This window comes from Pseudomonas sp. ATCC 13867 (assembly GCF_000349845.1).
Taxonomy (GTDB): Bacteria; Pseudomonadota; Gammaproteobacteria; order Pseudomonadales; family Pseudomonadaceae; genus Pseudomonas.
This window is the reverse complement of record NC_020829.1, coordinates 1,323,919-1,348,633: the sequence shown is the minus strand read 5'-3', so window position 1 is coordinate 1,348,633 and position 24,715 is coordinate 1,323,919. Positions and strand designations below refer to the sequence as shown.

Here is a 24,715-nt window from a genome sequence, read left to right as displayed (position 1 = left end):
CCCTGCCGTCGCGTTGCTCGTTCGGGTAGGGCTATTTCGCCGTAGCGATGTATCGCCGGCGTATCTGGAGCGGGAGTCTTTTGTATGCCAGTGCCCGCTCAGGGGATGGCGGATACAAAGGAATACATGGGCGGGAACGGTTGGCTCGGTGGCGTGGCCGGGTGCGGGACCGTGTCAGCCCTTCGTGGGGCTGATGCGTGCAGGAGCGAGAGAGGGGACCGTTCGGTGCAGGAGGAAATCTCGGTCTCAGTCGGCACGGTCTGCCCCCTCTCCCTGAGGGAAAGGGTTGGGGTGAGGGGGAAGCGCTGGTACGGATTTCCCCGATAGAAGACAGTTGCTCCTACGGGAGCGCAGCGCCCGGCTTCGGGGCTGCTGGCGAATCCGTTCGCGAGCAAGCTAGCTCCTACAAGAGCGGGTCGGCTTCGGGCGCTTTTGCAGGAGCAGCGCGGGCCATGTTCGGGGTAATCAGCCCGCGCGCCGCGCGGCGATGGCGGTGACTTCCACCTTCATGCCATCGAAGGCCAGCTCGGACACACCAACGGCGGCGCGCACCGGATAAGGCTTGCCGAAGAAGCTGCAGTACACCTCGTTGAAGGCGGCGCGCTCGGCCATGCTGGTCAGGTAGATGGTCAGGTGCAGGACGTGCTCCAGGCCGCTGCCGGCCTTTTCCAGCGCGACCTTCAGGCTGCGCAGGGTGGCCTCGCTCTGGGCCTTGATGTCGCCCAGCTCCAGGCTGCCGTCCTCGCGGGTGGGGATCTGCGTGGAAACCAGCAGGCCGCCGAAGCCGGCCACGTCGGAAGAGATGGATTCGGGGTCCGCGTCGGGAATGAAGAAGGGGCTGTCATTCTGCGCCATGAGATGCTCTCTACTATCGGGTGTATGAGCGGTGCCCGTTCGGCCCGCCCGGGACGCGCAGCTTAGCCTCATTGCTCCCCTCGCCGCCACGCCGGACGGCGACCTTCCACCTCGCCCAGACCCTTTATTTTTGTCGCCAGTCAATACATCCATCGTATAGGCGGACCATATTTTCCAAGAACTTCCCGCGAGGATTATTACAGTTTGGGATATAGACCTTTTCACAATCCGTTATTTAAACCGGGCACTCTTTCGGCATTATGACGCTGGCTTTTCCCTGCCTGGAGCGGGCCGGGGAAAGTTGATTGCAACAATGCCAACGCAACTTCCTGCGATTTCCGCCGTGGTTATTCCATGATCGGATTCATTGTGCCTGCCTATAAAAATTCCGGCCCTCACGCAATTGAACAGGCCGGTTCTCCAAGACTCTAGGGGCAATATCCATGAAGCACCTCAAACGCAGCGCCATCGTGCTTGCCGTTTCCGCCGCCGCCAGCCAGTTCGCCAGCGCCGAACCCTTCGTCACCGACCAGGCCGATGCCAAGGGCTTCGTCGACGATGCCAAGTTCGACGTGCTGCTGCGCAACTACTACTACGACCACGACGGCAAGAATCACACCGCCGATAACCGCGACTGGACCCAGGGCTTCCTCGCCAACTTCTCCTCCGGCTACACCCAGGGCACCGTCGGTTTCGGCGTGGACGCCTTCGGCTACCTGGGCATCAAGCTCGACGCCGGCGGCGGCCGTACCGGCACCGGCAACCTGCCGGTGGACAACCACGGCAAGCCCGAGGACGACTACGGCAAGGCCGGTGGCGCGCTGAAGGTGCGTATTTCCAAGACCGAGCTGAAATTCGGCGACATGCAGCCGGTCGCACCGGTGTTCGCCGCCGGCGGCAGCCGCCTGATTCCACAAACCGCGTCGGGCTTCAACCTGCTGAGCAGCGAAATCGAGGGCCTGGACCTGGAAGCCGGCCACTTCACCGCTGGTACCAGCCCGATCACCACCAGCCACGACGGCGGCCTGTACGCGACCTACGCGGACGTCGAAGCCGACAGCGTCGACTATGTCGGCGGCCTGTACGCGATCACCGACAACCTGAACGTCTCGCTGTACGGTTCCGAGTTCGAGGACATCTGGCGCCAGTACTACGCCAACGTGAACTACCTGCAGCCGCTGGGCGGCGACCAGTCGCTGGGCCTGGATTTCAACATCTACCGCACCAATGACTACGGCCAGGCCAAGGCCGGCGAGATCAGCAACACCACCTGGTCGCTGGCAGCCGCGTACGCCTTCCTGCAGGCGCACACCGTCACCCTGGCCTTCCAGAAGGTCCACGGCGACACCCCGTTCGACTACGTGGGCTTCGGCGACAACGGCTCGGGCGCCGGCGGCGACTCGATCTTCCTCGCCAACTCCGTGCAGTTCTCCGACTTCAACGGCCCGGGCGAACGCTCCTGGCAGGCACGCTACGACCTGGCGATGGACACCTACGGCGTACCCGGCCTGAGCTTCATGGCCCGCTACATCAACGGCGACAACATCGACGGCACCCACGCCGACCCGAACGGCCGGTACGTCGGCATGTACGGTGAAGACGGCAAGCACCACGAAACCGACTTCGAAGCCAAGTACGTCGTGCAGTCCGGCCCGGTGAAGGACATGTCCTTCCGCCTGCGCCAGGCCTTCCACCGCTCCAATACCGATCAGGGCGAGTCCGACAACAACGAACTGCGTCTGATCGTCGATTATCCGCTGTCGATCCTGTAATTCGGCGCGAATAATCAAAGGGCAACTTTCGGATTCATTCGAGAGTTGCCCTTGCTATTTCATCGTCCATTATTGCACTGCGATATAAAGTCTCTTCCCCGGATCGGGGTTTATCCACTCCGGCAAACTTTCTAGAGTCCCCACCATCTTTCCCGCTTTCGATATCGTCTCTTGCCGATTATCGAAAGATGACTCCTGACGTTGATATTGTGATTGCTCCTTCAACGTCCTTCCGAACCGCTCCCTGGAGCGGTTTTTTTTATGCCCGCCCATCGCTGGCGCACTCCTGGCGGAATCACACGGGAACATCGGCGGTCAAAACAGAGACAGTCGCGGCAATCCGAATGCCCACATAGCTGAAGGAGGCCACTACCATGAGCGCGATGACTCTCGAAGGCTGGTGCAAGACCCGCCCCGACCAGAAACCCACCCCGCTGGAAGACATCCACTTCTTCGTCAGCGATGCCGACCACCTGCGCCTGGAACACGCCGAGGAATACCTGCAGAACAGTGGGGCGCATGACGTGATGGTGGACGCCGACCTGGACAACCTCGACCTGAAGATGCCCGAAGGCTTCGGCCCGCTCTCCGATTGCCAGTACCGCGTCTACCTGAGCCACGGCGACCAGCGCGGGCACTTCCACCTGGTCGGCCACCGGGCCAGCGATGGCAGCCTGATCTACACCAATGCCGTCCTGATCGACCAACTCCTGGGCTAATCGACCTGTGCCCCGCGCTGCGCACGCAGCGTGGCGGACGCGGGTCATCAGTTCACTCGTCGCCCGTCCTTCATGTGGAGATTGTGGCGCGTGCCCGCGCGTGATCTCATAGGGCCATCTGCCGGACGCGAGGCCCCCCGCCCCTCCGCCAGACAGGGAAACGCCCCCACTCTCCGGTGAAGAAGCAGCCATCCGATGCAAACTTCCAGTGATCCTGATGTTCAGGAGTACGGGCGATTCGACAGTCTCCTACGCCTTGCCCGCTATCCACTCGGCGCGGCCGCCGCCTTGCTGGCCGACGTCCACGGCCGCCTGCTGGGTTTCGATGGCCTGGCCCGCGAAGCGGCGCAATCCTTCGCCACCCTGCTTTGCCTGAATGCCGCTTCGGCTCCCCTGCGCACCCGCGAAGCCGACCTGTACCCGCTGGCGGTCGTCGTCCTGCATGCCGCCGACGGCGCCGCCCTCGGCTGGCTGTGCGTGCTGGACAACCAACCACGCGCACTGGATGTCGCCGCGCGCGGCGCGCTGGACGATGCCGCCAGCATCGCCCGGGAACTGCTGGAGCGCCCCGATGAACGACGCCTGGCACTGGCCATCGCCGGCAGCGGTACCGGCGTGTGGGACCGGCACGTCCCCAGCGGCGAGATTCACTATTCCCCCGGCTGGAAGGCCCTGCTGGGCTACACCGACGACGAAGTCGGCAAGCGCATCGAAGACGCCTATGCGCGCGTTCACCCCGACGATCTCGACTACGTCCAGGCGACCATCAGCGCACACTTCGACGGCCACACCCCGGCCTATGAAGTGGAGCACCGGCTGCGCCACAAGGATGGTCACTACATCTGGGTCTGCAGCCGCGGCAAGGTGATCGAGCGCGACGATGCCGGCCGCCCCTTGCGCATGATCGGCACCACCACCGACATCACCGCGTTGCGGAGCGTCTCGGAACAGTTGCGGCAGAACGTCGAACTGCTGACCGACCTGACCGATGAAATCCCCGGCATGGTCTTCCAGTTCCGGCACCGGCCCGATGGCACCAGCACCTTCCCCTACGTCAGCGCCGGTGTGATGGACATCTACGGCATGACCGCCGAGCAGATCAGCGGTAATGCGGCGGTCCTGCACGACCGGGTCCACCCGGACGACCTGCCCGCGCTCCTCGCCTCGCTGGACCTCTCCGCCTCGACGCTGCATCCGTGGCGGCATGAGTTCCGCGTGCAGCTTCCCGGACGCGGCATCCTCTGGCGCCAGGGCAACGCCCAGCCCAAGCGCCTGGCCGACGGCAGCGTGATCTGGCACGGCCTGGTCACCGACGTCACCGAGCGCAAACGCATCGAAGTCGAGCTACAGGTGCTGGCAACCACCGACTTCCTCACCCAGTTGCCCAACCGCCGCCACTTCATGCAACTGATCGAGGCCGAGCTGGGCCGCGTGCAGCGTTCGCTGACGCGCAGCGCCGCGATCCTGATGTGCGACCTGGACCACTTCAAGGCCATCAACGACCGCTGGGGCCACGGCATCGGAGACGAGGCGCTGCGCCACTTCGCCGGCATTCTCGGGCGGGCGATCCGCCGCATCGATTTCGCCGGACGCATGGGCGGCGAGGAGTTCGCCATCGTGCTCGGCGACGCCGACGTCAGCAGCGCGGTGACCTTCGCCAGGCGCCTGCAGCAGCAACTGGCCGACCGTCCGCTGCTCCTGGGCTGCGAACGCATCCCGCTGAGCATCAGCATCGGCGTCGCTACCCTCCAGGCCAACGACGTCTCCGCCGAGGCCGCCCTTTCGCGCAGCGACAGCGCGCTCTATCGCGCCAAGCAGAACGGCCGTAACCGCATCGAGTGCGACTGAGCGGCAACCCGCGAGGCAGAGCGCGCCGCCCGGCGCGCCCTGCCGTTGCCATGAAAAAATGTTCAGAATTTTTCACCATTATTTACGAACGTTGTAAATAATGGACTTTTTGCTTTGCTTGGTTATTTTTAAAAATCCTTAAAAAACAAAGTCTTACTCTTATTTCTCGACAAGACTTCGGTCATTATTTTTGACGCCCATCAGCGATTTCGTTTGACATATTTAACGGCTCTGGCAGGCTGGTAGCCAGGTTTCGACCGGGAAACTTCGCCTTCTGTGCGTTCCCGGCAGTGCTCGGGACCTCAGGTAGCGTGCTCTTCAGCTGCGCGCCTGCACAAAAACGATGGGCTGCAGCCCGTCCAAAGGTGACATATGTCCAACAGCAACATTGGCAACAAGAAACAGACCCTCCGCAAACCCGTCGTCCTGATGTCCATGGGCAGCCAAGAGCGCAAAGGCCACGACTATCAGGTAATGACCCACAAATACATCGTGCCCCTGGTCGAACAGGCCGAGTGCGTGCCGGTGCTGGTACCGACCTGCTGCGGTATCGAAGACCTCGAGCAATACCTGGACATGGCCGACGGCGTGTACCTCACCGGCGCCGGCAGCAACATCGATCCGGCGCTCTATGGCCAGGAGAACGAGACTCCCGGCAAGGGCCAGGACAAGGACCGCGACAACTTCGACATGCCGCTGATCAAGGCCGCCATCGCCCGTGGCCTGCCGATCTTCGGCATCTGCCGTGGCATGCAGGAAATCAACGTTGCCCTCGGCGGCGACATCTACCAGAAGGTCTACGCCGAGCCCGGCTTCAACGACCATCGCGAGAATCCCGAAGACCCGGTCGACGTGCAGTACAGCCAGGTTCACGGCGTTCGTCCGATCCCGGGCAGTTGGCTGCAGCAGTTGCTGGGCGACGAGATCCGCGTGAATTCGCTGCACGGCCAGGGCCTGAAGAACCTCGGCAAGGGCATCGAACCCATCGCCCATGCCGAAGACGGCCTGGTCGAGGCGATCCACGCCCCAACCCTGTCGCCCTTCCTCTTCGCGGTGCAGTGGCACCCGGAATGGAAGGCCGCGCAGAACCCCGACTCGGTGAAGATCTTCAAGGCGTTCGGCGATGCCTGCCGCGCGCAGGTGAAGAAGAAGCAGGCCCGCGCACTCGCGGCCTGATTCGCTTCCCGCGCCCTGAAAAAGCCCGGCCCTTGCGCCGGGCTTTTTCCTTTCTGCTCCCTGTAGGAACGAGCTTGCTCGCGAACGGATTTCAGTAGTGCTCCTGCGTTGGGCCGTTCGCGAGCAAGCTCGCTCCTACGAAGAGCCCTGGGGCTTCGTCATTCGCGGTGCGAATGGCGCACCCTGCATGCCCTTGAGGGCGCTTCGGGCTAACCTTGGCGATCAGCGATTTCGCTCTGACGACAAAGGTATAGCCATGAGCAACGACCTCTTCTCCCTGGCCGGCAAGACCGTACTGATCACCGGCGCCTCCAGCGGTATCGGTGCCCATCTGGCGCGGGTCGCCGCCCAGGCCGGAGCCAGGGTGGTACTGGCCGCACGGCGTACCGAGCGCCTGGCGCAGCTGGCCGACGCCATCCGCCACGACGGCGGCGAAGCCCTCGCGGTGGCGCTGGACGTGACCGACCGCGCCAGCGTGGAGGCAGCCTTCGACAGCGCCGAAGCGCAGTTCGGCGTGGTCGACGTGGTGCTCAACAACGCCGGCATCGGCAATGGCCAGCGCGCGCTGGAGATCAACGAGGACGACTGGCGCAGCATGCTTTCCACCAACCTCGACGGCGTCTGGCGCGTCGCCCAGTGCGCGGCGCAGCGCCTGGCCAAGGCCCAGCGCGGCGGCAGCATCGTCAACATCGCCTCGATCCTCGGCCTGCGCGTGGGCGGCGGCTACAGCCATTACTGCGCGGCCAAGGCCGGCGTAGTGCAGTTGAGCAAGTCCCTGGCCCTGGAGCTGGCACGCTACCAGGTGCGGGTCAACGCCATCGCGCCGGGCTACTTCAAGACGGAAATGAACGACGCCTATTTCGACAGCGACAAGGGCCAGGCCTATATCCGCGATACCGTGCCCATGCGCCGCCTGGGCCAGCTCCGCGAGCTGGAAGGCCCCTTCCTGCTGCTGGCCAGCGACGCCGGCGCCTTCATGACCGGCGCCGTGCTCGCGGTGGATGGCGGACACCTGGTGAGCAGCCTGTAACCCCTCGCCACGCCGCGAAGACCGCCGGTTTTCGCGGCGGGCCAGTCCTTACAAGGCGCCGACCAGGACTCCGAGCAGCGCCGCCAGCAGGACCAGCGCCCACACTGGCAGCTTGCCGCTGGCCAACGCCAGGTAGGCCAGCGCGACCAGGCCAATGTCCAGTGGCCCGGCGATGGCGTCGCGGCCGATCGGCTGGTAGAGCGCCGCCAGCAGCAGGCCGACCACGCCCGCATTCACCCCCGCCAGCGCCGCGCGCAGCCAGCGCCGGCGCCGCACGCTGTCCCAGAACGGCAGTACGCCGAGCACCAGCAGGAAGGACGGCAGGAAGATCGCCAGCAGGCAGAGCAGCGCGCCCCACGCGCCGCCGGGAGGGGACTGCATCGCCGCCCCGAGGAAGGCGGCGAAGCTGAACAGCGGCCCCGGCATCGCCTGGGCGGCGCCATAACCGGCGAGAAAAGCCTGCCCGTCGACCCAGCCCGGCTCGACCACGGCGGCCTGCAACAACGGCAGCACCACGTGGCCGCCGCCGAACACCAGCGCCCCTACCCGGTAGAAGGCCTCGAAGCGCGCCAGCGCGCTGCTGGACGCCAGACCGGCCAGCACCGGCAGCAGCGCCAACAGGACGAAGAACAGCAGCAGATAGACTGCGCCGATACGGCGCGAGGGCAGTCCGGCCCAGGACGGGCTCTCCGGCACCGGTGGCGGACGCAGCGCCAGTACGCCGATCACGCCGGCCGCGACGATCAGCAGCACCTGCCCCACGGCGCCCGGCCAGAGCAACGCCAGCAGCGCCGCCGCCAGCATCAGCGCCCGTCGCGGCCAGTCCGGGCACAGCGAGCGGGCCATCCCCCAGACCGCCTGCACGACCACCGCCACCGAAACCAGCATCAGCCCGTGCAAGGCGCCGGCGGGCAGCCAGCCGGCCTGGCCGCTCAGTCCCAGGGCGAACAGAGCCATGAGCAGCGCCGAAGGCAGCGTGAAGCCCAGCCAGGCCGCCACGGCACCGGCCTGGCCGGCGCGCAGGGCCCCCAGGGCCATGCCGACCTGGCTGCTGGCCGGCCCCGGCAGGAACTGGCAGAGGCCGATCAGCTCGGCGTAGTGGGCTTCATCCAGCCAACGGCGCCGGTGGACGAACTCCTCGCGAAAGTAGCCCAGGTGCGCCACCGGGCCGCCGAAGGAGGTCAGCCCCAGGCGCAGGAAGATCAGGAAGACCCTGAGAACGGAAACGGACGCTTCGGTCCGGCGTGGCGGGAACATGCGTGGCGACAACCTTCCGGGAACAGACACCGCCCTCCTCGGACGGCCAGGACCGTCCGAGGATAAACCGCCAATGCGACAGGCGCATGGCGGTCATCGGCTCAGGCCATCAGTGGAACGGGAAGATGTAGTTCATCCAGGCAGCCATGCGCAGGAGGACCTTGCGGATGATCGCCACGTGGTGGAAGTGTTCGGTATAGATCGCCGCCTGCCCGTAGGAACCACCCGGCATCAGGTTCTTGTACTGATCGTAGGCCGGATCGGTGATCTCGATGAACACCGGCACCCGTCCCGGCGGCGGCGACGTCGTGTAGCTGATCAGCGTGCCCGAGGGCTGCACCTGGCCTTCGCCGATCACCGCGATGACCTGCTTGACCTTGCCCTGGAACACCTCCCCCGGAATGCCGTCGAACGCCACCTCGGCCTGGTCGCCGGGGCTCAGGCGCAGTTGGCTGTTCTGGCGCATCCAGGCCACGAAGTACTGGCCTTCATCCGGAATGAACACCATCGGCGGGCGCAGCGGCAGCTTGCTCACGCGCATCCCCGGGCGCAACGACACATGGGTGACATAGCCGCGCGACGGCGCGCGCACCGTGGTGTGGTCGAGGTTGTACTGGGCGGTCGACAGTTGCGCGGAGAGATCGTTGACGCGCGCGTTCAGCACATCGACGTCGCGGCGGTTGCCGACGTTGCGCCGGAACAGTTCGCTGGCCCGGCTCAGGTCGGCGCGCGCCGAAACCAGTTGCGCCTGCAGGGAATGCACCTTGTCCTGGAACGGCAAGGGATCGATGCGGAACAGCACATCCCCCTTGTTCAGCATTTCATTCCCCTTGACCGGCACCTCGACCACGTCGCCCGACACCACGGGGACGATCGGCGTGGAGATGAAGTAGGTGCGCGCCGCCTCGCTGTAGGGGTGGTTGTAGTTCATGGTGAAGATCAGCGTACCGATCAGCACCACGCCCCCCAGCACGGCGGTGGGAACGCTCCACTTGTTCAGCGGGATCTTGAAGATCTTGAAGATGGCGATGCAGAACGCGGTATAGGTCAGGACGAGCAGGAGATCCATCTTCAGCGCCCTCCTTCCTGGATGGAGCCCTGCGGCTCCGGTGGCACCCTGGCCTCCAGCCGTTCCAGGCGCGCCTGCAGTTCGCTGACCTGGGCTTCCAGGTGCTGTACGTGTTCCTTGGGCGAGCCGCCGTCACGGAAGCCCCAGCCACGGTCCTCGCGATAGAGCATCGCCCAGATCCACAGGAACGGCCACAGGGCATGCAGGGTGAACAGGCTGACCCAGCCAGCGGCGTGGATCGCGTCCTGGTGCGGGTGCTTGCGGTGCACCGCGATCTCATAGGGTATGTCGTGCAGCACGATGATGCCGTAGAACAGCACTACCCCGACGAAGCACAGCACCCCCAGGGCAAAGTAATCAAGCATGGTCTTTCCTCGAAATGGCCATCGATTCAAATCTCATTGCGCCGTTGCGCCGCGCGCTGCCGCGGGTTGTTCGCACCCGACCCGAGCCCCAGAAACAGGCCGGATCGGCTCGACCCCCTGGATCGTCGAAGCGGATCGGCATAGGTGTGAATGTCCGCTCCGCCCCTGTCAGCCGATCTCCGACTACCGCCGTGGAATATCCAGTCTTTCGCTGGCTTTCCAAGGTCCGCACGCTGTCGTCGATGGCCCGGTTGCCGCGGGCGATCCCCATGTTCCAGCGTAGCCGAGGCGCAGCCCGCACGACGCCGTCGCGCGCACAAAAAACGCCGTTGATCAGTGGGTTCGGATCGGCCCTGCCAGTCTGTTCCGAAGCATGAAGGCGGTGGCGGCCCTCCGGCGCTGGCAGCGGGGGCGAGCGCGCGGGACCGGCGATCATGCCACCGATGGCGCTCGCAATGGCTCGAGCCTGCCGGCGCACGCGGCGGTCATTCGGCCAGTTCGCGCAGGCGCTGCTCCAGGAAACGCCGCTCCGGCTCCTGCCGTACCAGTTCCAGGGCCCGAAGGTAGGACTCGCGGGCCTCGTCGCGACGATCCAGGCGCCGGCACAGGTCGGCGCGGGCCGCGTGGGCCAGGTGGTAATCCTGCAGCTCGCCACGGGCGAGGATGGCGTCCACCTGCGCAAGCCCGGCCTGCGGGCCGTCGCGCATGGCCAGCGCTACCGCGCGATTGAGCTCGATCACCGGCGAGGGCTGGATGCCCAGCAGCGCGTCGTAGAGGTCGACGATCTCCACCCAGTCGGTGCTGGCGAAGTCGGGCGCCACCGCATGCACGGCGGAAATCGCCGCCTGCAGGGTGTAGGGGCCGACCTGGCGGGTCGCCAGCGCGGCGACGATCAACTGCCGGCCCTCGTCGATCCGCTCGCGGCTCCAGTGCCGGCGATCCTGCTGTTCGAGCAGCACCATCCGCCCGTCCCGGCCGGTACGCGCCTCGCGCCGCGACTCGTGCAGCAGCATCAGCGCCAGCAACCCCATCACTTCCGCATCGGGCAGCAGCTCGAGCAACTGGCGGCCCAGCCGTATGGCTTCGGCGGACAGGTCGGTGCGGGTCAGCGAATCGCCCGCCGACGCCGAATAGCCTTCGTTGAACACCAGGTAGATCACCCGCAGCACGCTGGCCAGACGTTCGGGCAACTCGGCGGCCTCCGGCACCTGGTAGGGAATCTGCGCATCGCGGATCTTCGCCTTGGCGCGGACGATGCGCTGGGCGATGGTGGAGGGCGAAACCAGGTAGGCGCGGGCGATTTCCTCGGTCTTCAGGTCGCAGACTTCGCGCAGGGTCAGCGGCACCTGGGCATCCACCGGCAACGCCGGGTGACAGCAGGTGAAGATCAGGCGCAGGCGGTCGTCCTCGACGCTCTCGTCGGCCTGTTCCTCCACCGCCTGGGTGTCGATCTCCAGTTGTTCGGCGATCTGCAGCAGCGAGGCGTCGAAGCGCGAACGACGGCGCAGGCCGTCGATGGCCTTGAAGCGTCCGGCGGACACCAGCCAGGCGCGCGGATTGGCCGGCACGCCGTCGCGCCGCCACTGCTCCACGGCGGCGACGAAGGCTTCGTGCAACGCCTCCTCGGCCAGGTCGAAATCACCCAGCAGGCGGATCAGGGTGGCCAGCACGCGGCGCGATTCGCGGCGGTAGACATCGTCCACCACATCGCGCAGGGCCTGGGGGGCGTAGTCGTGCATGGTTGCCGGCGTCCTTGGCGGAGAGGGGTCTGCCTATCCTGCACGGGTTTTCGGCGACGTGGGAAGCGGCCGGACGGGTGTGCGGGGGAGATCGTTGCGGGGTATTTCGCTTGATGGCGGTAACGCCCTGGCTCGCGTCTTTCGTAGGAGCGCGCTTGCTCGCGAACAGTGTTCCCAGGCCGTATCGGTATTGGGCGGTTCGCGAGCAAGCTCGCCCCTACAGGCGGGGCGGTCCCCATGCGCGGGCGGCTTACGGCCTGGCATCGAACAGCAATTGTCCGGTCAGCGGGTCGAACGGAATCGAGTAGTGCTCATGCGCGATCTTCCACTGCCCCTGTTCGCGGCGCAGGCCGACCGTGACACGTACCCAGGAGGCGTTCTGGACACCATCCTGGTCGGTCCCGCCGCAGTAGGCCAGGTAATGGCCGAAGGCGATGTCGCCGGAGGACTCGAAGCTCAGCTGATGCATGTCGAAGGTGTGCTGGGTGCACATCTGCAGGCACTCGCTCCAGTGCCTGGCGTAGGCGTCCACGCCCTTGAACTGCAACTGTTTCACCGCATCGAAGGCGAGGATATCGCGGCTGTAGTGAGCGGTGATGCCCGGCACGTCAAGGGCACGCACGGCGCTCACCCAGTTTTCCAGCAGCGCGTGCAGTTCGGCGTGGGCGTTATCGTCGGTGGTCATGGGAGTGTCCTCCTCTCTTCGTCGGTTCAGGATGCACAGCAGCCGTGCGGTTTGGCGGGCTCGTCGTACTCGTCGTGGAAGCGCGTCCAGTTCATGCCCTTGCCTTGGTAGTCGGGCATGCCGCCCCAGCCTTCGCCGCGCCCCAGCGGCGTGAGGTCGAGCAGGTGGTAGGTGAACAGCGGCGCTTCCAGTCCGCGTCCATAGGTCGAATAACTGTGGAACACCTGGTCGCCATCGCGCAGGAAGACGCTCATGCCCGGCTGTTCGCCCTGCACGTGGTAGCCCTGGCCGAGACGTTCGAGCTCCGCCTTGTCGCGGTAGTTGTACTGCACCGGCGCGACCGCCTCGTCGATGCTGACGTGGAAGTCGTAGTTGAAGTCGCTGCCGAACGAGGAATACCAGGGCAGGTGCCAGCCCATGCGCTCCCGGAACGGTGCGATCTCCTCCAGCGGCGCGCGGGAAACCATCGCCAGGGTGGTGCCGCGCGCATGCAGGTGCTCCAGCCGGCCCAGGTTGTCGATAAGGAAGGAGCAGCCTTCGCAGCCCAGGGCTTTGTCGCGATGGAACATGAAGTGGTAGACGATCAGTTGCGGGCGCCCCTCGAACAGGTCCACCAGCCGCAGCGGGCCGCGCGGGCCTTCGAAACGGTAGTCCTTGTCGATCCGCACCACCGGCAGCGCCCGCCGCACGGCGCTCAGCGCATCGCGGGCATGGGTGGCGGCCTTCTCCTGCTCCAGCAGGCGCTTGCGCGCCTGCAGCCACTCATCACGTGACACCACGCGGGGGAAGGCTTGGTTGGCGAGATTCATGATGCACGCTCCTGGGGATGACCCGGTTGCGGGTTGGGACGTACGCGGCGTTTGCCACGCAGGCGGATGATGGCGAACGCGCTGGCGCCGCCGGCGGAGAGGACGCCGGGCACTGCCAGCGTCAGGGTGGAAAGGCACACGGGGCACATGGCGGACCTCCTTGGGCGGCGCCCTGGCGGGCTCAGCCCTGCTCGCTGAGCCGTTTGAGGGTGGCAAGGCCTGTCTCGAAGTCCTGGCCGACCATGCCGTCCATGCTGAAGAACAGGTGGATGATCTTCGCCACGAAGGGCGTGGGGCCGAACATCGCCCAGGTCACCTCGGTGGCGCCGTCGCGCGGCAGCAGGGTGAACTCGGCGGTGTTGCTGGCCTTGAACGGCTTGAGGAAGTCCAGCGCGATGGTCACCCGCGAAGCCCGTGTGCTCTCGATGATTTCCATGCGCCCTGCCCCGGCCTTGCCGTTGCCGGCCCAGGCGTACACCGCGCCCTGCCCCTTGGCCGCACCCGAGAAGCTGCGCTGCATGTCCGGGTCGAGTTTCTCGAAGGGCGACCATTGCGGCCACAGGTGGAAGTCCTCGATGTAGGCGTAGACCTTCTCCGGTGGCGCCTGGATACGCACCGTGCGCTCCACGCGGAAGCTGTCCGGCCGGCTCGCCGCCAGGACCAGCACCACGAGCACCGCCAGTACCACGACCACTGCAATCCACTTGAACATGACATCCTCCTGATGGTGTCGATGGGCTCATTGCCCAGCGAAGTAGCGATCCCAGTCGCGGACCGGTCGAACCTCGACGCAGCCCAGCCGGCCCGACGGCAGGCGGCCGGCGATCTGCAATGCCTCGTTGAGATCACGCGCCTCCAGCAGCACGAAGCCGCCCAGGTGCTCCCTGGTCTCGGCGAACGGCCCGTCGGTGATCGTCGGCACGCCCTCGGCATGGCGCAACGTGGTGGCGGTCTCCGCCGGCTCCAGTGCCTGCGCCGCCAGCAACTGGCCGTTTTCGCGCAACCGTTCCTCATTGCAGCGGCACTCGTCGATCACCTGGCGGAACACTGCGGCCGGCAGGCTGGCGACGCGCGTGTCGTCGACGTAGATCAAGCAGAGGTATTTCATGCTCGGCTCCCGGCTTGGCGACCTCGTTCAACCCATAGTCGAAGCGCGGCAACGGAAATCGACAGACCCTGGCGAATTTTTTCGACGGCGCCACCGGAGTAGCCCACGCGACGCTCTGCCACGTTCTTTTCACCACTGGTCGGCAACCGCCCCTGGACGCTCCGCTACCCCCATCGCAGTCCTTTTCAGAATCCTCTCAGATACTCTGGGCCGCAGTGGCCGCAGCATTCTCCTGGGGAAACGCCCCCTGACCATGGAGCAAAGAGAATGAAACTTCACGCAACTGCCCTGGCTGTCGCAGCAATCATCGTTGCGCCGGGAATTGCATCTGCCAGCAACACCATCAACTTCAGCGGCGAGGTAACCGACCAGACCTGTTCGGCAGTCGTGGACGGCAACACCGACCCGACCGTTATCCTCGAAAGCGTACCGACCAGTGCCTTCAGCGGTCTGGGCTCGGTCACCGGTGAAACCACCTTCACCATGCAACTGACCGGCTGTGTCGCCCCGTCCGGCGCTTCCGAGCACTTCACCACCCTGTTCCAGGCGACCAACGCCAGCGCCGCCGGCAACCTGACCAACACCGCCGCCGGTGGCGCCACCGGCGTAGCCCTGCAACTGCTCGAGGCCCCGGGCGGTAGCGCCATCAACCTGGCGGGTGGCGCGGCGGTCGAGGCGGGCGACATCGTCCTCGCCGACGGCGAGACCAGCACCACCTACGACTATGCCGTGCAGTACGTGGCCGAAGCCGCCACCGTCACCCCTGGCCCGGTGCTTGGCTCGGTGACCTACACCCTGCGCTACGAGTGACCCAGCGGCACCGCCCAGGTGCCGCACCTCATTGCGTCGATCCGTTCAGGGCGGCCACGCCCTGAACGGCCCGGCTTAAGGTGAACATGATGAATGCCCTCCCACTGCGGCCCCTCCGTGCGGCGACGCTCGCGCTCGCCATGCTGTTGGCGTCGGCCGCCGCCTCGATGGTCCAGGCCAGCGTGGTGATCACCGGCACCCGGGTGATCTATCCCGGCGACGCACGGGAGAAAACCGTGCAGATGACCAACCAGGACGCCTTCCCCAACGTGGTGCAGGCGTGGATCGACGTCGACGATCCGGCCTCCACCCCGGACACCGCCAAGGCGCCGTTCCTGGTCAATCCGGCTGTCTCGCGCATGGCCCCCGACAGCGGCCAGACCCTGCGCATTCTCTTCACCGGCTCGGGCCTGCCGCAGGACCGCGAGTCGCTGTTCTACCTCAACGTGCTGCAGATCCCACCCCGCAACGTGGCGAAGGCCGACCGCAACCAGATGCTGGTGATGCTGCGCAACCGCCTGAAGCTGTTCTACCGTCCGGCCGGCATCCCCGGCAGCCCGGAACAGTTGCCTGAAAAACTGAACTTCAGCCTGGTGCAGAGCGCTGGCAACTGGCGCGTGCGGGTAGAGAACCCCACCGGTTTCCATGCCTCGTTCGGCAGCGCAACGCTCAGCGTCGGCGAGCGCCAATGGACACTGCGGACCAGCATGCTGCCTCCCCGCAGCACCGCGGAATGGACCGCGGACAAACCCGCCGCACTGCCGGCCGGCACTCCCCGCCTGCACGCCCTGTTGATCAACGACTATGGCGCGCGAGTGGACGTTCGCCATGACCTGCCGCGCTGAACTCTTCCGCGGCCCCATCGTCCCTATCGCCCTCGGCAGCCTGGCCCTGGCGGTGGCGGGGGTGGCCAACGGGGACGCGGATTATCGTTTCGACGACAGCCTGCTGATGGGTTCGAGGCTGGCCGGCGGCAGCCTGGAGCGTTTCAACCGCGCCAACCAGGTCGACCCTGGCAACTACCACGTCGACCTTTACCTCAACGGCAAGTACGCCAGCCGCGCGGAAGTGGAATTCCGCGCACGCGGCGATAGCGTGGAACCCTGCCTCAGCGAGCGCTTCCTGCGCCAGAGCCTGGGAGTACGCCCGGATCCCAAGGCCGGCCGCGACGACCAGGGTGGCTGCCACAGCCTGAGCGAGCGCCTGCCCGGCTCCACTTTCAACCTCGACACCGCCCGCCTGCGCCTGGACCTTTCCGTTCCGCAGGCCCTGCTGGACATCAAGCCGCGCGGCTATGTCAGCCCGAACGAGTGGGACGCCGGCAGCACGATGGCCTTCGTCAACTACGACGCCAACCTGTACCGCTCCACCTTCGACAGCGCCGGCGGCGGCGACTCGGACTATGGCTACCTGGGTCTCAATGGCGGCATCAACCTCGGCCTGTGGCGCCTGCGCCACCAGTCCAACTACACCTATTCCAGCTATGACGGCCAGACCCGCAGCGACTGGAACAGCATCCGCACCTATGCCCAGCGCGCCGTTCCCGGCCTACGCAGCGAACTGACCCTGGGCGACAGCTACACCGAAGGCAACCTGTTCGGCAGCATGGGCTATCGCGGCGCGCGCCTGGCCACCGACGACCGCATGCTGCCCGACTCGCAGCGCCAGTACGCACCGCAGGTACGCGGCACGGCCAATACCAATGCGCGGGTGGTGATCAGCCAGAACGGCAACAAGATCCACGAGACCAACGTCGCTCCCGGCCCCTTCGTGATCGACGATCTCTACGGTACCGCCTACGACGGCGACCTCGACGTACAGGTGATCGAGGCCGACGGCAGCGTCTCGAGCTTCACCGTGCCCTTCTCCGCGGTCCCCGAGTCCATGCGTCCGGGACAATCGCGCTACAGCGCCACCGTGGGCCAGGCGCGCCAGTACGGCGACGGCAACGACCTGTTCGGCGACGTCACCTACCAGCGCGGCCTGACCAACGCCCTCACCGCCAACCTCGGCACGCGCGTGGCGGAAGACTACCTCGCCCTGCTCGGCGGCGGCGTGCTGGCCACGCCCTACGGCGCCTTCGGACTGAATACCACGTTCTCCAGCGCCACCGTGGAGAATGGCCAGCGCAAGGAAGGCTGGCGCGTCGGGCTCAACTACAGCCGTACCTTCCAGCCCACCGACACCACGCTGACCCTGGCCGGCTACCGCTACTCCACCGAAGGCTACCGCGACCTGGGCGATGCGCTCGCCTCGCGCGACGCGGCGGACCACGGCGACAACTGGGATTCGAGCAGCTACAAGCAACGCAACCAGTTCACCCTGCTGGTCAACCAGGGGCTGGGCCACTACGGCAACCTATACCTGTCCGGCTCCACCAGCGACTACTACGACGGCAAGAGCCGCGACACCCAACTGCAGTTCGGCTACTCCAACACCTGGCGCCAGCTCAGCTACAACCTGGCCTACTCGCGCCAGCAGACCACCTGGTACCGCAACATCGATACCGACTACGACCCGGCGCTGCCGCCCGACTACAACGTGCAGCACGGCAACACCCGCAGCAACACCCTGACCCTGAGCATTTCCATGCCGCTGGGCTCCACCAGCAATGCGCCGAACCTCAGCGCGATGGCTTCGCGGCGTTCCGGCGACAGCCGTGGCAGCAGCTACCAGACCGGTATCAATGGCACCCTCGGCGCAGACCGCACACTGAGCTACGCGCTCTCCGCCGGACGCGACAGCGAAAGCCAGGGCACCGACTGGAACGGCAACCTGCAGAAACAGACCGCGGTGGCCACCCTCAACGCCGGCTACGCCGAAAGCTCCAGCTACCGCCAGATCAACGGCGGCCTGCGCGGCGCCGCCGTCCTGCACAGCGGTGGCCTGACCCTGGGCCCCTATGTCGGCGACACCTTCGCCCTGGTCGAGGCCAAGGGCGCCAGCGGTGCCGGCGTACGCGGCGGCCAGGGTGCACGGGTGGACGGCAACGGCTATGCCGTGGTGCCGTCGCTCTCGCCATACCGCTACAACCCCATCAGCCTCGACCCGCAGGGAATCGGCGAAAACGCCGAACTGGTCGAGACCGAACGCAAGATCGCACCCTATGCCGGCGCCACCGTCCGCGTCGAGTTCAAGACCCTGACCGGCCACCCGTTGCTGATCCAGGCGCGGCTACCGGATGACTCGCCCCTGCCGCTGGGCGCCGACGTGCTCGACAGCCACGGCGTGAACATCGGCATGGTCGGCCAGGGCGGGCAGGTCTACGCCCGCGCCGAGGGCGAGAAAGGCCAACTGCGCGTGCAATGGGGCGAACGCGCCGAAGATGCCTGCCTGCTGCCTTACGAGCTGAAAGGCACGGACCCCAAGCAGGTGCTGATCCGCCTGCAAGGTACCTGTACCCCCACCAAGGAGGCGTCATGACTTCCGCACTCCGGCTGCTGCCGCTGGTAGCCGTGCTGCTGGCGCCGAGCGCCTGGGCAACCTGCTACAGGGTTACCTCTGTCGGCTCCGCGACGACCACCGCCACCTACCAGATTCGTCCAGGAGAAGGCACTGCCGACGCTTGGACCGGTGCCTGCGATACCTGCAACGGCAAGCTGGGGCTGCCCAGCGTGGTCAACGTCAGCGACCCCAGTTTCCAGCCCTACCCGACCCTGCTCGCCGCCTCGGTGGTACCGCTTACCCAGTACGGCGCCAGCGCCGGCTACGATCCGGAGCGAGTGTTCTTCCGCTGCGCCGCCGACGACGCGGTGTACGAGATGTTCTCCACCAACGGCGACGACCTCTACAGCGGCTGGTACCAGGGCGGCGACAGCGTCGGCAACAGCATCGGCCTGACCGCCGCCTACCGCACGGCCTGGCCGAACGTGCTGCTGCGCCTGACCCACGTGGAGACCGGCCAGTACTTCACCGACGTCTGGCGCGAACGCCAGCTGAGCGGGCTGGACATCGACTCGCGCGGCTTCCAACTGGTCAAGGCGAAGAACCTCAGCGCGGTCCGCGCCGAACTCTTCAGTGCGCCGCTGGAGTCCACCCAGGGCTATTCACCGAATACGAAATCGCAGATATATGGCCGTACCCAGCCGGCCGGCTACATCGCCATCAAGGGGCCGGGGCTGTCCTATCCCAACGTTGGCCAGACCCACTACGGCAACTGGTCCGGCTGGTACACCAACTGGCCGGGCGCCATCAGCCTGTACAACGACGTCACGCTCAAGCGCTACCCGACCTGCGCCGTCACCAACGTCACCCCGCACGTGGTGTTCCCATCGATCTCCATCGGCGAGATCAATGCCGGCAACTCGCGCGAGATGCCGTTCCAGGTGGACTTCAAGTGCCAGAGCGGCGTGCTCAGCAGCACCACCCCCAGCACCAGCCAAACCGGCACCAGCGGCACCGCGCTGGGCATCAAGGTCTCCGCCGGGGCCTTGGCGGCATCCTCGGGCCTGGGGCTGGTCAACGCCAACGGCGGGTTGTCCTACCTGGTTTCCGACCGCTACGGCCAGCCCGGCATGGCCCAGGGTGTGGGCATCCGCCTGCTGCGCAACGGCAGCGTAATGAACCTGCTGGCCAACGACGATTCGGCCAACGGCAGCAACGCCGAGGCGCGCGGCTGGTACCCGGTGATCGGCGCAGCCTCCAACCAGACCGGCGACAACGGCGGCATCACCCAGTACAGCGAGACCTTCCGCGCCCGCCTGGAAAAGCTCGGCATCGGCAGCATGCCCACCGTCACCCCCGGCCGGGTGGAGGCGACCGCGCAGGTGGTGATCCGTGTCCAGTGAGCGCCTGCGCGGCTTGCTGCTGTGCCTGTGCCTGTGCCTGCTGGCCGGCGTGGATGCCCAGGCCGGCGTGACCGCCGAACGCACCCGGGTGATCTTCCACGAAGGCCAGCGTGAGGCCTCGCTGCTGCTGGTCAACCAGAACGCCTACCCAGTGATCGTGCAGACCTGGATCGACGACGGCGACCTCGAATCGGCACCGGAGACCGCCCAGGCGCCGATCATGCCGTTGCCGCCGGTGTTCCGCCTGAACCCCGAGCAGCAGCGCAGCCTGCGCCTGCTCCATACCGGGGAGGCGCTGCCGCAGGACCGCGAGTCGCTGTACTGGCTGAACCTCTACGAAATCCCGCCGCAGTCCAACGAACCGCTCGCCGAGGGCCAGTCCCGGCTGACCGTGACCCTGCGCACGCAGATGAAGGTCATCTACCGTCCGCGCGCACTGGCCAACGACGCCGAAGAGGCGCCCGGCCAGCTCACCTTCCGCCGCCTGGGCGATGCCGTGCAGGTGGACAACCCGACGCCCTACTTCGTCACCCTGGCCGGCGCCGACGTGCGCCAGGGCAACGCCGGCACGCCCCTGCCAGCCGAGCTGCTGCCGCCGTTCAGCAAGCGCACGCTGACGCCCACCCAGGCATTGCCGGCGGGCGGCGGGGAAGTGCGCTACCTGTGGATCGATGACGGCGGCAACAGCCAGCAGGGCAAGAGCGCGCTACGCTGACGGCGCCATGCCCTCAACTCCTGTCAGACCCGGCCGATAGCTACCGCGCGCGCACCCTGCCCCTTGTCCGCCTCCGACGCCGCCCCTCTGCTGCACCCGTCACGGCCAAATCCGTGATCGGGTTTGACAGCCTGGAACATCGGCGCGATTGCGCCAACAGGTGCATGCGAAAAGCGGCGAATGCTTTTTGCAGGACCTGTTTCGACCACGTTTTTTGGTTGAAGACGTCATGGCAGATCGCGCGGGGAGACCGCTTGCGGTCTGCCGGCCCGATGTCCGGTCTGTCAATCCCCCGTGGTCTGCCTTCCTTCGTTTGACAGCGAAGCGGCAGCTCCCTTCCTACATCGGAGCTCCATTCATGACTTCAGACAACAACACCCTCGACCCTGCATCAGACCTGCCCGCCAACGCCTTCACCGGCGACGTTCCTCCCTTCGCCGACCAACCCGGCCTGCCACCGATCTAGCCCAAGGAGGCACAGCCCGCCTACGCAGTCGGCTTCCTCACCCGCCTGCAGCAACACCTGCAACGCATGCCCGAATAAGCTCGTGGTACTAACCACGAGCTGTCGCTCGGACCATCACCTCATCGCATCACGATAACGAGCGGCCCACGAGCACCATGACTGGATTCGCGGCCTTCCCGGATCGGGATGGAAGGCCTCTGAGGTCCGGTTGAAGCACTGCCGGGCAACAGCGCCCCGACAAGCCCAAGAGAAACGAAGAGAGCATGGTAGCGATGGCTCGTGCCTTCCCTGTGTCACCCATGCATAGCCGCAGAAGGCTACTCGGGGTACTTCTACCGCATGGGCTACCTGTGCAAGGCCGAAACCAAGGTCCACGACAATGGGCAGCATGCTTGCGGGTACAGCAGGGTTTGCTATTTGCTGCTCAAGTAGTCGCTCTTCATCCTGCCGGTATCCGGCAAGACCATGCTCATGCTCAGCTGTGCAAATCATTGCCGCCTCTGGAACCCTGATATTACTTGTAAACCCGTGTTTTCGCGGCCTGGAGCCAGATGGCAGAAAGCTGCACAGCAGTGCGCAAGAAGCTGCTCAGATTTTCCCTTCCAGCCCGCAAATACAGCCTTTGAGTCGCTATCGAAACACGCTGCAGCCCAAGTGGTACGGTGACCTCACCATATCCGGCATGGAACTTGTTGGCAAAGCGATGTCCGCGGTGTCATGTGACCCCGGGGCCCATCACTTCATCACGGCAAGGAGCGCTTTCATGCCAACACCCGCGTATCTGTCCCTCGAAGGCACCAAGCAAGGCCTGATCACCGCCGGCACCTTCACCGAGGACTCGGTCGGCAACATCTTCCAGGAAGGTCACGAAGACCAGGTTCTGGTTCAGGCCTTCAACCACCAGGTCATCATCCCGCGTGACCCGCAGTCCGGCCAGCCGACCGGTCAGCGCGTGCACAAGCCGCTGATGATCACCAAGGTCTTCGACAAGTCCTCGCCGCTGATCTTCAACGCCCTGACCTCCGGCGAGCGTCTGAACAAGTGCCGCCTGGAGTGGTACCGCACCTCCTCCACCGGCACCCAGGAGCACTACTTCACCATCGAGCTGGAAGACGCGGTGATCGTCGACGTGCAGTCGCGCATGCCGAACTGCCAGGACCCGAACATGGCGCACTTCACTCACCTGGAAGACGTCTACTTCACCTACCGCAAGATCGTCTGGACCCACGAAGTCTCCGGCACCTCCGGCTCCGACGACTGGCGCACCCCGATCTCTGCCTGATCCGCAGCGATCGACGTCCCACGCATCGGCCAGGCTTTCCTGGCCGGTGCTCTTTACCGGCCCGCGTTACCGGCATGCCCCCGCCAGGATGGCTGCTCGGATGACCGGCCACCTGCGCAGAGGAACAGCGGATGTTCGCCCCGGCCAACCAGACTCATTTCAGCCTGAGCATCGAAGGCGTCCAGCATGACCTTCAGGTGCTCAGCTTTTCAGGGCATGAAGCCCTCAATCAGCCGTATTGCTTCGCCCTTGAATTGGTGAGCGAACGATCTGATCTGGACTTGGAAGCGTTGCTGCACAAGCCCGCGTACCTGGCATTCGCTCGGTCAGGCCAGGGCATTCACGGGCAGATTTTCCGTGCGGCCCAAGGCGATTCCGGCAAGCGCCTGACCCGTTATCAGGTGACCATCGTTCCCCGACTGGCGTACCTGGCCTTCAACGTTAATCAACGCATCTTCCAGCATCTTACGGTTCCGGAAATCATTGCTCAGGTACTGGAGGGGCACGGCATCCTGGCCGATACCTATCGCTTCCAGCTTGGCCCTACGGTGTACCCCGCCCGCGACTACTGCACGCAGTACGACGAAACCGATCTGGCGTTCGTCAACAGGCTGTGCGAGGAAGAGGGTATCCATTTTCACCACGTCTTTTCGCCCGATCAGCACCTATTGGTCTTCGGTGACGACCAGACCTCCTTCCCGAAACTGAGCCGCCCGACCGCTTACGTGCAGGACACCGGATTGGTTGCCGACGAGCCGGTCGTCAAGCGCTTCGAGGTGCAGCTCAATACCCGAACCAGCCGTGTCACCCGGCGTGATTACGACTTCGAAAAGCCCGCCGTGCAAATGGAAGCGGCATACCGCCCATCCCTGGAGTCACCGCAGCCTGACCTGGAGGACTACGACTACCCTGGCCGCTTCGTTGACCGCGAGCGAGGCAAGCACCTCAGCCAACGCGCACTGGAACGCCATCGCAGCGATTACCTGCAAGCCGAAGGCAATAGCGACCAACCCATGCTGGTGACAGGCCATTTCCTTCCGCTGTCCGATCATCCCAGGCAGGAATGGAACGACCTCTGGCTGCTCACCGAAATCCACCATGAAGGTCGCCAGCCACAGGTGCTGGAAGAGTCCGTTACCAGCGACCAGCGCGCTCATCCTGGCGATTTCCAGCAAGGCTATCGCAACCACTTTGTCGCGATTCCCTGGAACGTCCACTTCCGCCCTGCATTAAGGCATCCAAAGCCTCGCGTATTGGGCAGCCAGACTGCCGTGGTGACCGGTCCGGAAGGGGAAGAAATCCACTGCGACCCATACGGGCGGGTGAAGGTGCAGTTCTTCTGGGATCGCCAAGGCCAGGCCGATGACAAAACCAGCTGCTGGCTGCGCGTGGCGTCTTCCTGGGCAAGCAAAGGCTACGGTGGTATTGCCATTCCCCGCGTCGGCATGGAAGTGTTGGTGAGCTTCCTGGAAGGCGATCCCGACCAGCCGCTGGTTTCCGGTTGCCTGTACCACGCCGAAAACCGGGTGCCCTATACATTGCCGGAGAACAAGACGCGCAGCCTGTTCAAGACCAACAGCTACCCCGGTGGTGGCGGCTTCAATGAGCTACGTATCGAGGACAAGAAAGGCCAGGAGCAGATATTCGTCCATGCTCAGCGCGACTGGGACGAGAACATCGAGCACGACCAGCGTATCCGTATCGGCCACGAACGCCACGACACTGTGGAAGCCAACAGCTACAGCGAGTTCAAGGCCGAGGAACACCGCACCACCCACGGTGACCGCAAGGTGGAACTGCGCAGCGACGACCACCTCACTGTCGGCAACAACCAGCACATCAGGATCGGCACCGCCCAGTTCGTCGAAACCGGCAACGAAATCCACATCAAGGCCGGTGACAAAGTGGTCGTCGAAGCGGGAATGGAGCTGACTATCAAGGCCGGAGGCAGCTTCATCAAGCTCGATCCTGGCGGCGTTACCATCAGTGGCGCAACGGCCAGGATCAACAGCGGTGGATCGCCTGGTAGCGGGTCTGGCATCGCCATCAAACCACCCATCCTTCCCAACGCCGCGGACAGCGACAAGCCCGGGGCACCAGCGTTGCTGGCCCTGGTGAACAACTGCGAGGAAAAGCTCGGGCAGCCTGCGGTCTGTGAAGAATGCTTGAAGCAGGCACGCGCCAAGCAGCAAGCCTTGGTACCTCGATAAGTTCAGGCAGGAG

General features: G+C 65.3%; 22 protein-coding genes. 12 read left to right on the top strand and 10 right to left on the bottom strand.

Annotated features, from left to right (window positions below):
• Nucleotides 1-465 precede the first annotated feature (465 nt).
• On the bottom strand, nt 466-855 hold the full coding sequence (locus H681_RS06165; RefSeq protein WP_015475980.1) for a RidA family protein: 390 nt from the start codon (nt 853-855) through the stop codon (nt 466-468).
• 443 nt (nt 856-1,298) lie between these two features.
• Here H681_RS06165 and H681_RS06160 point away from each other — a divergent pair, with 443 nt between their 5' ends.
• The 5 genes from H681_RS06160 to H681_RS06140 all read left to right on the top strand — a co-directional run bounded on the left by H681_RS06160 (nt 1,299) and on the right by H681_RS06140 (nt 7,400).
• On the top strand, nt 1,299-2,627 hold the full coding sequence (locus H681_RS06160) for an OprD family porin (protein WP_015475979.1): 1,329 nt from the start codon (nt 1,299-1,301) through the stop codon (nt 2,625-2,627).
• 374 nt (nt 2,628-3,001) lie between these two features.
• Nucleotides 3,002-3,346 carry a hypothetical protein gene (locus tag H681_RS06155; protein WP_015475978.1) on the top strand — a complete coding sequence of 115 codons (345 nt, stop codon included), beginning with the start codon at nt 3,002-3,004 and terminating at the stop codon, nt 3,344-3,346.
• Between the two features lie 195 nt (nt 3,347-3,541).
• Nucleotides 3,542-5,194 (top strand): sensor domain-containing diguanylate cyclase, encoded by a 1,653-nt coding sequence (locus H681_RS06150; RefSeq protein ID WP_051070423.1) that lies wholly within the window; start codon nt 3,542-3,544, stop codon nt 5,192-5,194.
• A 372-nt stretch (nt 5,195-5,566) separates the two neighbouring features.
• Complete coding sequence (locus H681_RS06145; protein WP_015475976.1) at nt 5,567-6,370, top strand: gamma-glutamyl-gamma-aminobutyrate hydrolase family protein; 804 nt, start codon at nt 5,567-5,569, stop codon at nt 6,368-6,370.
• Between the two features lie 256 nt (nt 6,371-6,626).
• Nucleotides 6,627-7,400 (top strand): SDR family NAD(P)-dependent oxidoreductase, encoded by a 774-nt coding sequence (locus H681_RS06140; RefSeq protein WP_015475975.1) that lies wholly within the window; start codon nt 6,627-6,629, stop codon nt 7,398-7,400.
• A 48-nt stretch (nt 7,401-7,448) separates the two neighbouring features.
• On the opposite strand, the gene chrA is transcribed toward H681_RS06140, so the two are convergent.
• The 9 genes from chrA to H681_RS06100 all read right to left on the bottom strand — a co-directional run bounded on the left by chrA (nt 7,449) and on the right by H681_RS06100 (nt 14,432).
• Nucleotides 7,449-8,657 carry a chromate efflux transporter gene (gene chrA / locus H681_RS06135; protein WP_015475974.1) on the bottom strand — a complete coding sequence of 403 codons (1,209 nt, stop codon included), beginning with the start codon at nt 8,655-8,657 and terminating at the stop codon, nt 7,449-7,451.
• Between the two features lie 109 nt (nt 8,658-8,766).
• Nucleotides 8,767-9,726: an HlyD family secretion protein gene (locus tag H681_RS06130; protein ID WP_015475973.1), complete on the bottom strand. Its 960-nt coding sequence runs from the start codon at nt 9,724-9,726 to the stop codon at nt 8,767-8,769.
• A 2-nt stretch (nt 9,727-9,728) separates the two neighbouring features.
• Nucleotides 9,729-10,091, bottom strand: coding sequence for a DUF3302 domain-containing protein (locus tag H681_RS06125; RefSeq protein WP_015475972.1), 363 nt, complete (start codon nt 10,089-10,091; stop codon nt 9,729-9,731).
• A 485-nt stretch (nt 10,092-10,576) separates the two neighbouring features.
• Complete coding sequence (locus tag H681_RS06120) at nt 10,577-11,830, bottom strand: RNA polymerase sigma factor (RefSeq protein WP_015475971.1); 1,254 nt, start codon at nt 11,828-11,830, stop codon at nt 10,577-10,579.
• Nucleotides 11,831-12,080: 250 nt separating this feature from the next.
• A complete protein-coding gene (locus H681_RS06115) occupies nt 12,081-12,515 on the bottom strand; it encodes a YybH family protein (protein WP_015475970.1) in 435 nt (144 codons plus the stop codon).
• Nucleotides 12,516-12,541: 26 nt separating this feature from the next.
• Nucleotides 12,542-13,324, bottom strand: coding sequence for a DUF899 domain-containing protein (locus H681_RS06110; protein WP_015475969.1), 783 nt, complete (start codon nt 13,322-13,324; stop codon nt 12,542-12,544).
• Nucleotides 13,321-13,473, bottom strand: coding sequence for a hypothetical protein (locus tag H681_RS26330; RefSeq protein WP_157883302.1), 153 nt, complete (start codon nt 13,471-13,473; stop codon nt 13,321-13,323). Before H681_RS26330 ends, H681_RS06110 begins: the two co-directional genes overlap by 4 nt.
• A 32-nt stretch (nt 13,474-13,505) precedes the next feature.
• Nucleotides 13,506-14,036 (bottom strand): SRPBCC family protein, encoded by a 531-nt coding sequence (locus H681_RS06105; RefSeq protein ID WP_015475968.1) that lies wholly within the window; start codon nt 14,034-14,036, stop codon nt 13,506-13,508.
• A 27-nt stretch (nt 14,037-14,063) separates the two neighbouring features.
• Complete coding sequence (locus H681_RS06100) at nt 14,064-14,432, bottom strand: YciI family protein (RefSeq protein WP_015475967.1); 369 nt, start codon at nt 14,430-14,432, stop codon at nt 14,064-14,066.
• A gap of 267 nt (nt 14,433-14,699) precedes the next feature.
• Here H681_RS06100 and H681_RS06095 point away from each other — a divergent pair, with 267 nt between their 5' ends.
• The 7 genes from H681_RS06095 to tssI all read left to right on the top strand — a co-directional run bounded on the left by H681_RS06095 (nt 14,700) and on the right by tssI (nt 24,702).
• Complete coding sequence (locus tag H681_RS06095; RefSeq protein ID WP_015475966.1) at nt 14,700-15,242, top strand: fimbrial protein; 543 nt, start codon at nt 14,700-14,702, stop codon at nt 15,240-15,242.
• 140 nt (nt 15,243-15,382) lie between these two features.
• Nucleotides 15,383-16,087 carry a fimbrial biogenesis chaperone gene (locus tag H681_RS06090; protein WP_442961261.1) on the top strand — a complete coding sequence of 235 codons (705 nt, stop codon included), beginning with the start codon at nt 15,383-15,385 and terminating at the stop codon, nt 16,085-16,087.
• A complete protein-coding gene (locus H681_RS06085; protein WP_051070463.1) occupies nt 16,071-18,665 on the top strand; it encodes a fimbria/pilus outer membrane usher protein in 2,595 nt (864 codons plus the stop codon). The genes H681_RS06090 and H681_RS06085 overlap by 17 nt, the downstream gene beginning before the upstream one ends.
• A complete protein-coding gene (locus H681_RS06080) occupies nt 18,662-20,029 on the top strand; it encodes a fimbrial protein (protein WP_015475963.1) in 1,368 nt (455 codons plus the stop codon). The genes H681_RS06085 and H681_RS06080 overlap by 4 nt, the downstream gene beginning before the upstream one ends.
• Complete coding sequence (locus tag H681_RS06075; RefSeq protein WP_015475962.1) at nt 20,019-20,744, top strand: fimbrial biogenesis chaperone; 726 nt, start codon at nt 20,019-20,021, stop codon at nt 20,742-20,744. The genes H681_RS06080 and H681_RS06075 overlap by 11 nt, the downstream gene beginning before the upstream one ends.
• A 1,229-nt stretch (nt 20,745-21,973) precedes the next feature.
• On the top strand, nt 21,974-22,492 hold the full coding sequence (locus H681_RS06070; protein WP_015475543.1) for an Hcp family type VI secretion system effector: 519 nt from the start codon (nt 21,974-21,976) through the stop codon (nt 22,490-22,492).
• 131 nt (nt 22,493-22,623) lie between these two features.
• Nucleotides 22,624-24,702, top strand: coding sequence for a type VI secretion system Vgr family protein (gene tssI, locus H681_RS06065; RefSeq protein ID WP_015475961.1), 2,079 nt, complete (start codon nt 22,624-22,626; stop codon nt 24,700-24,702).
• Nucleotides 24,703-24,715 lie beyond the last annotated feature (13 nt).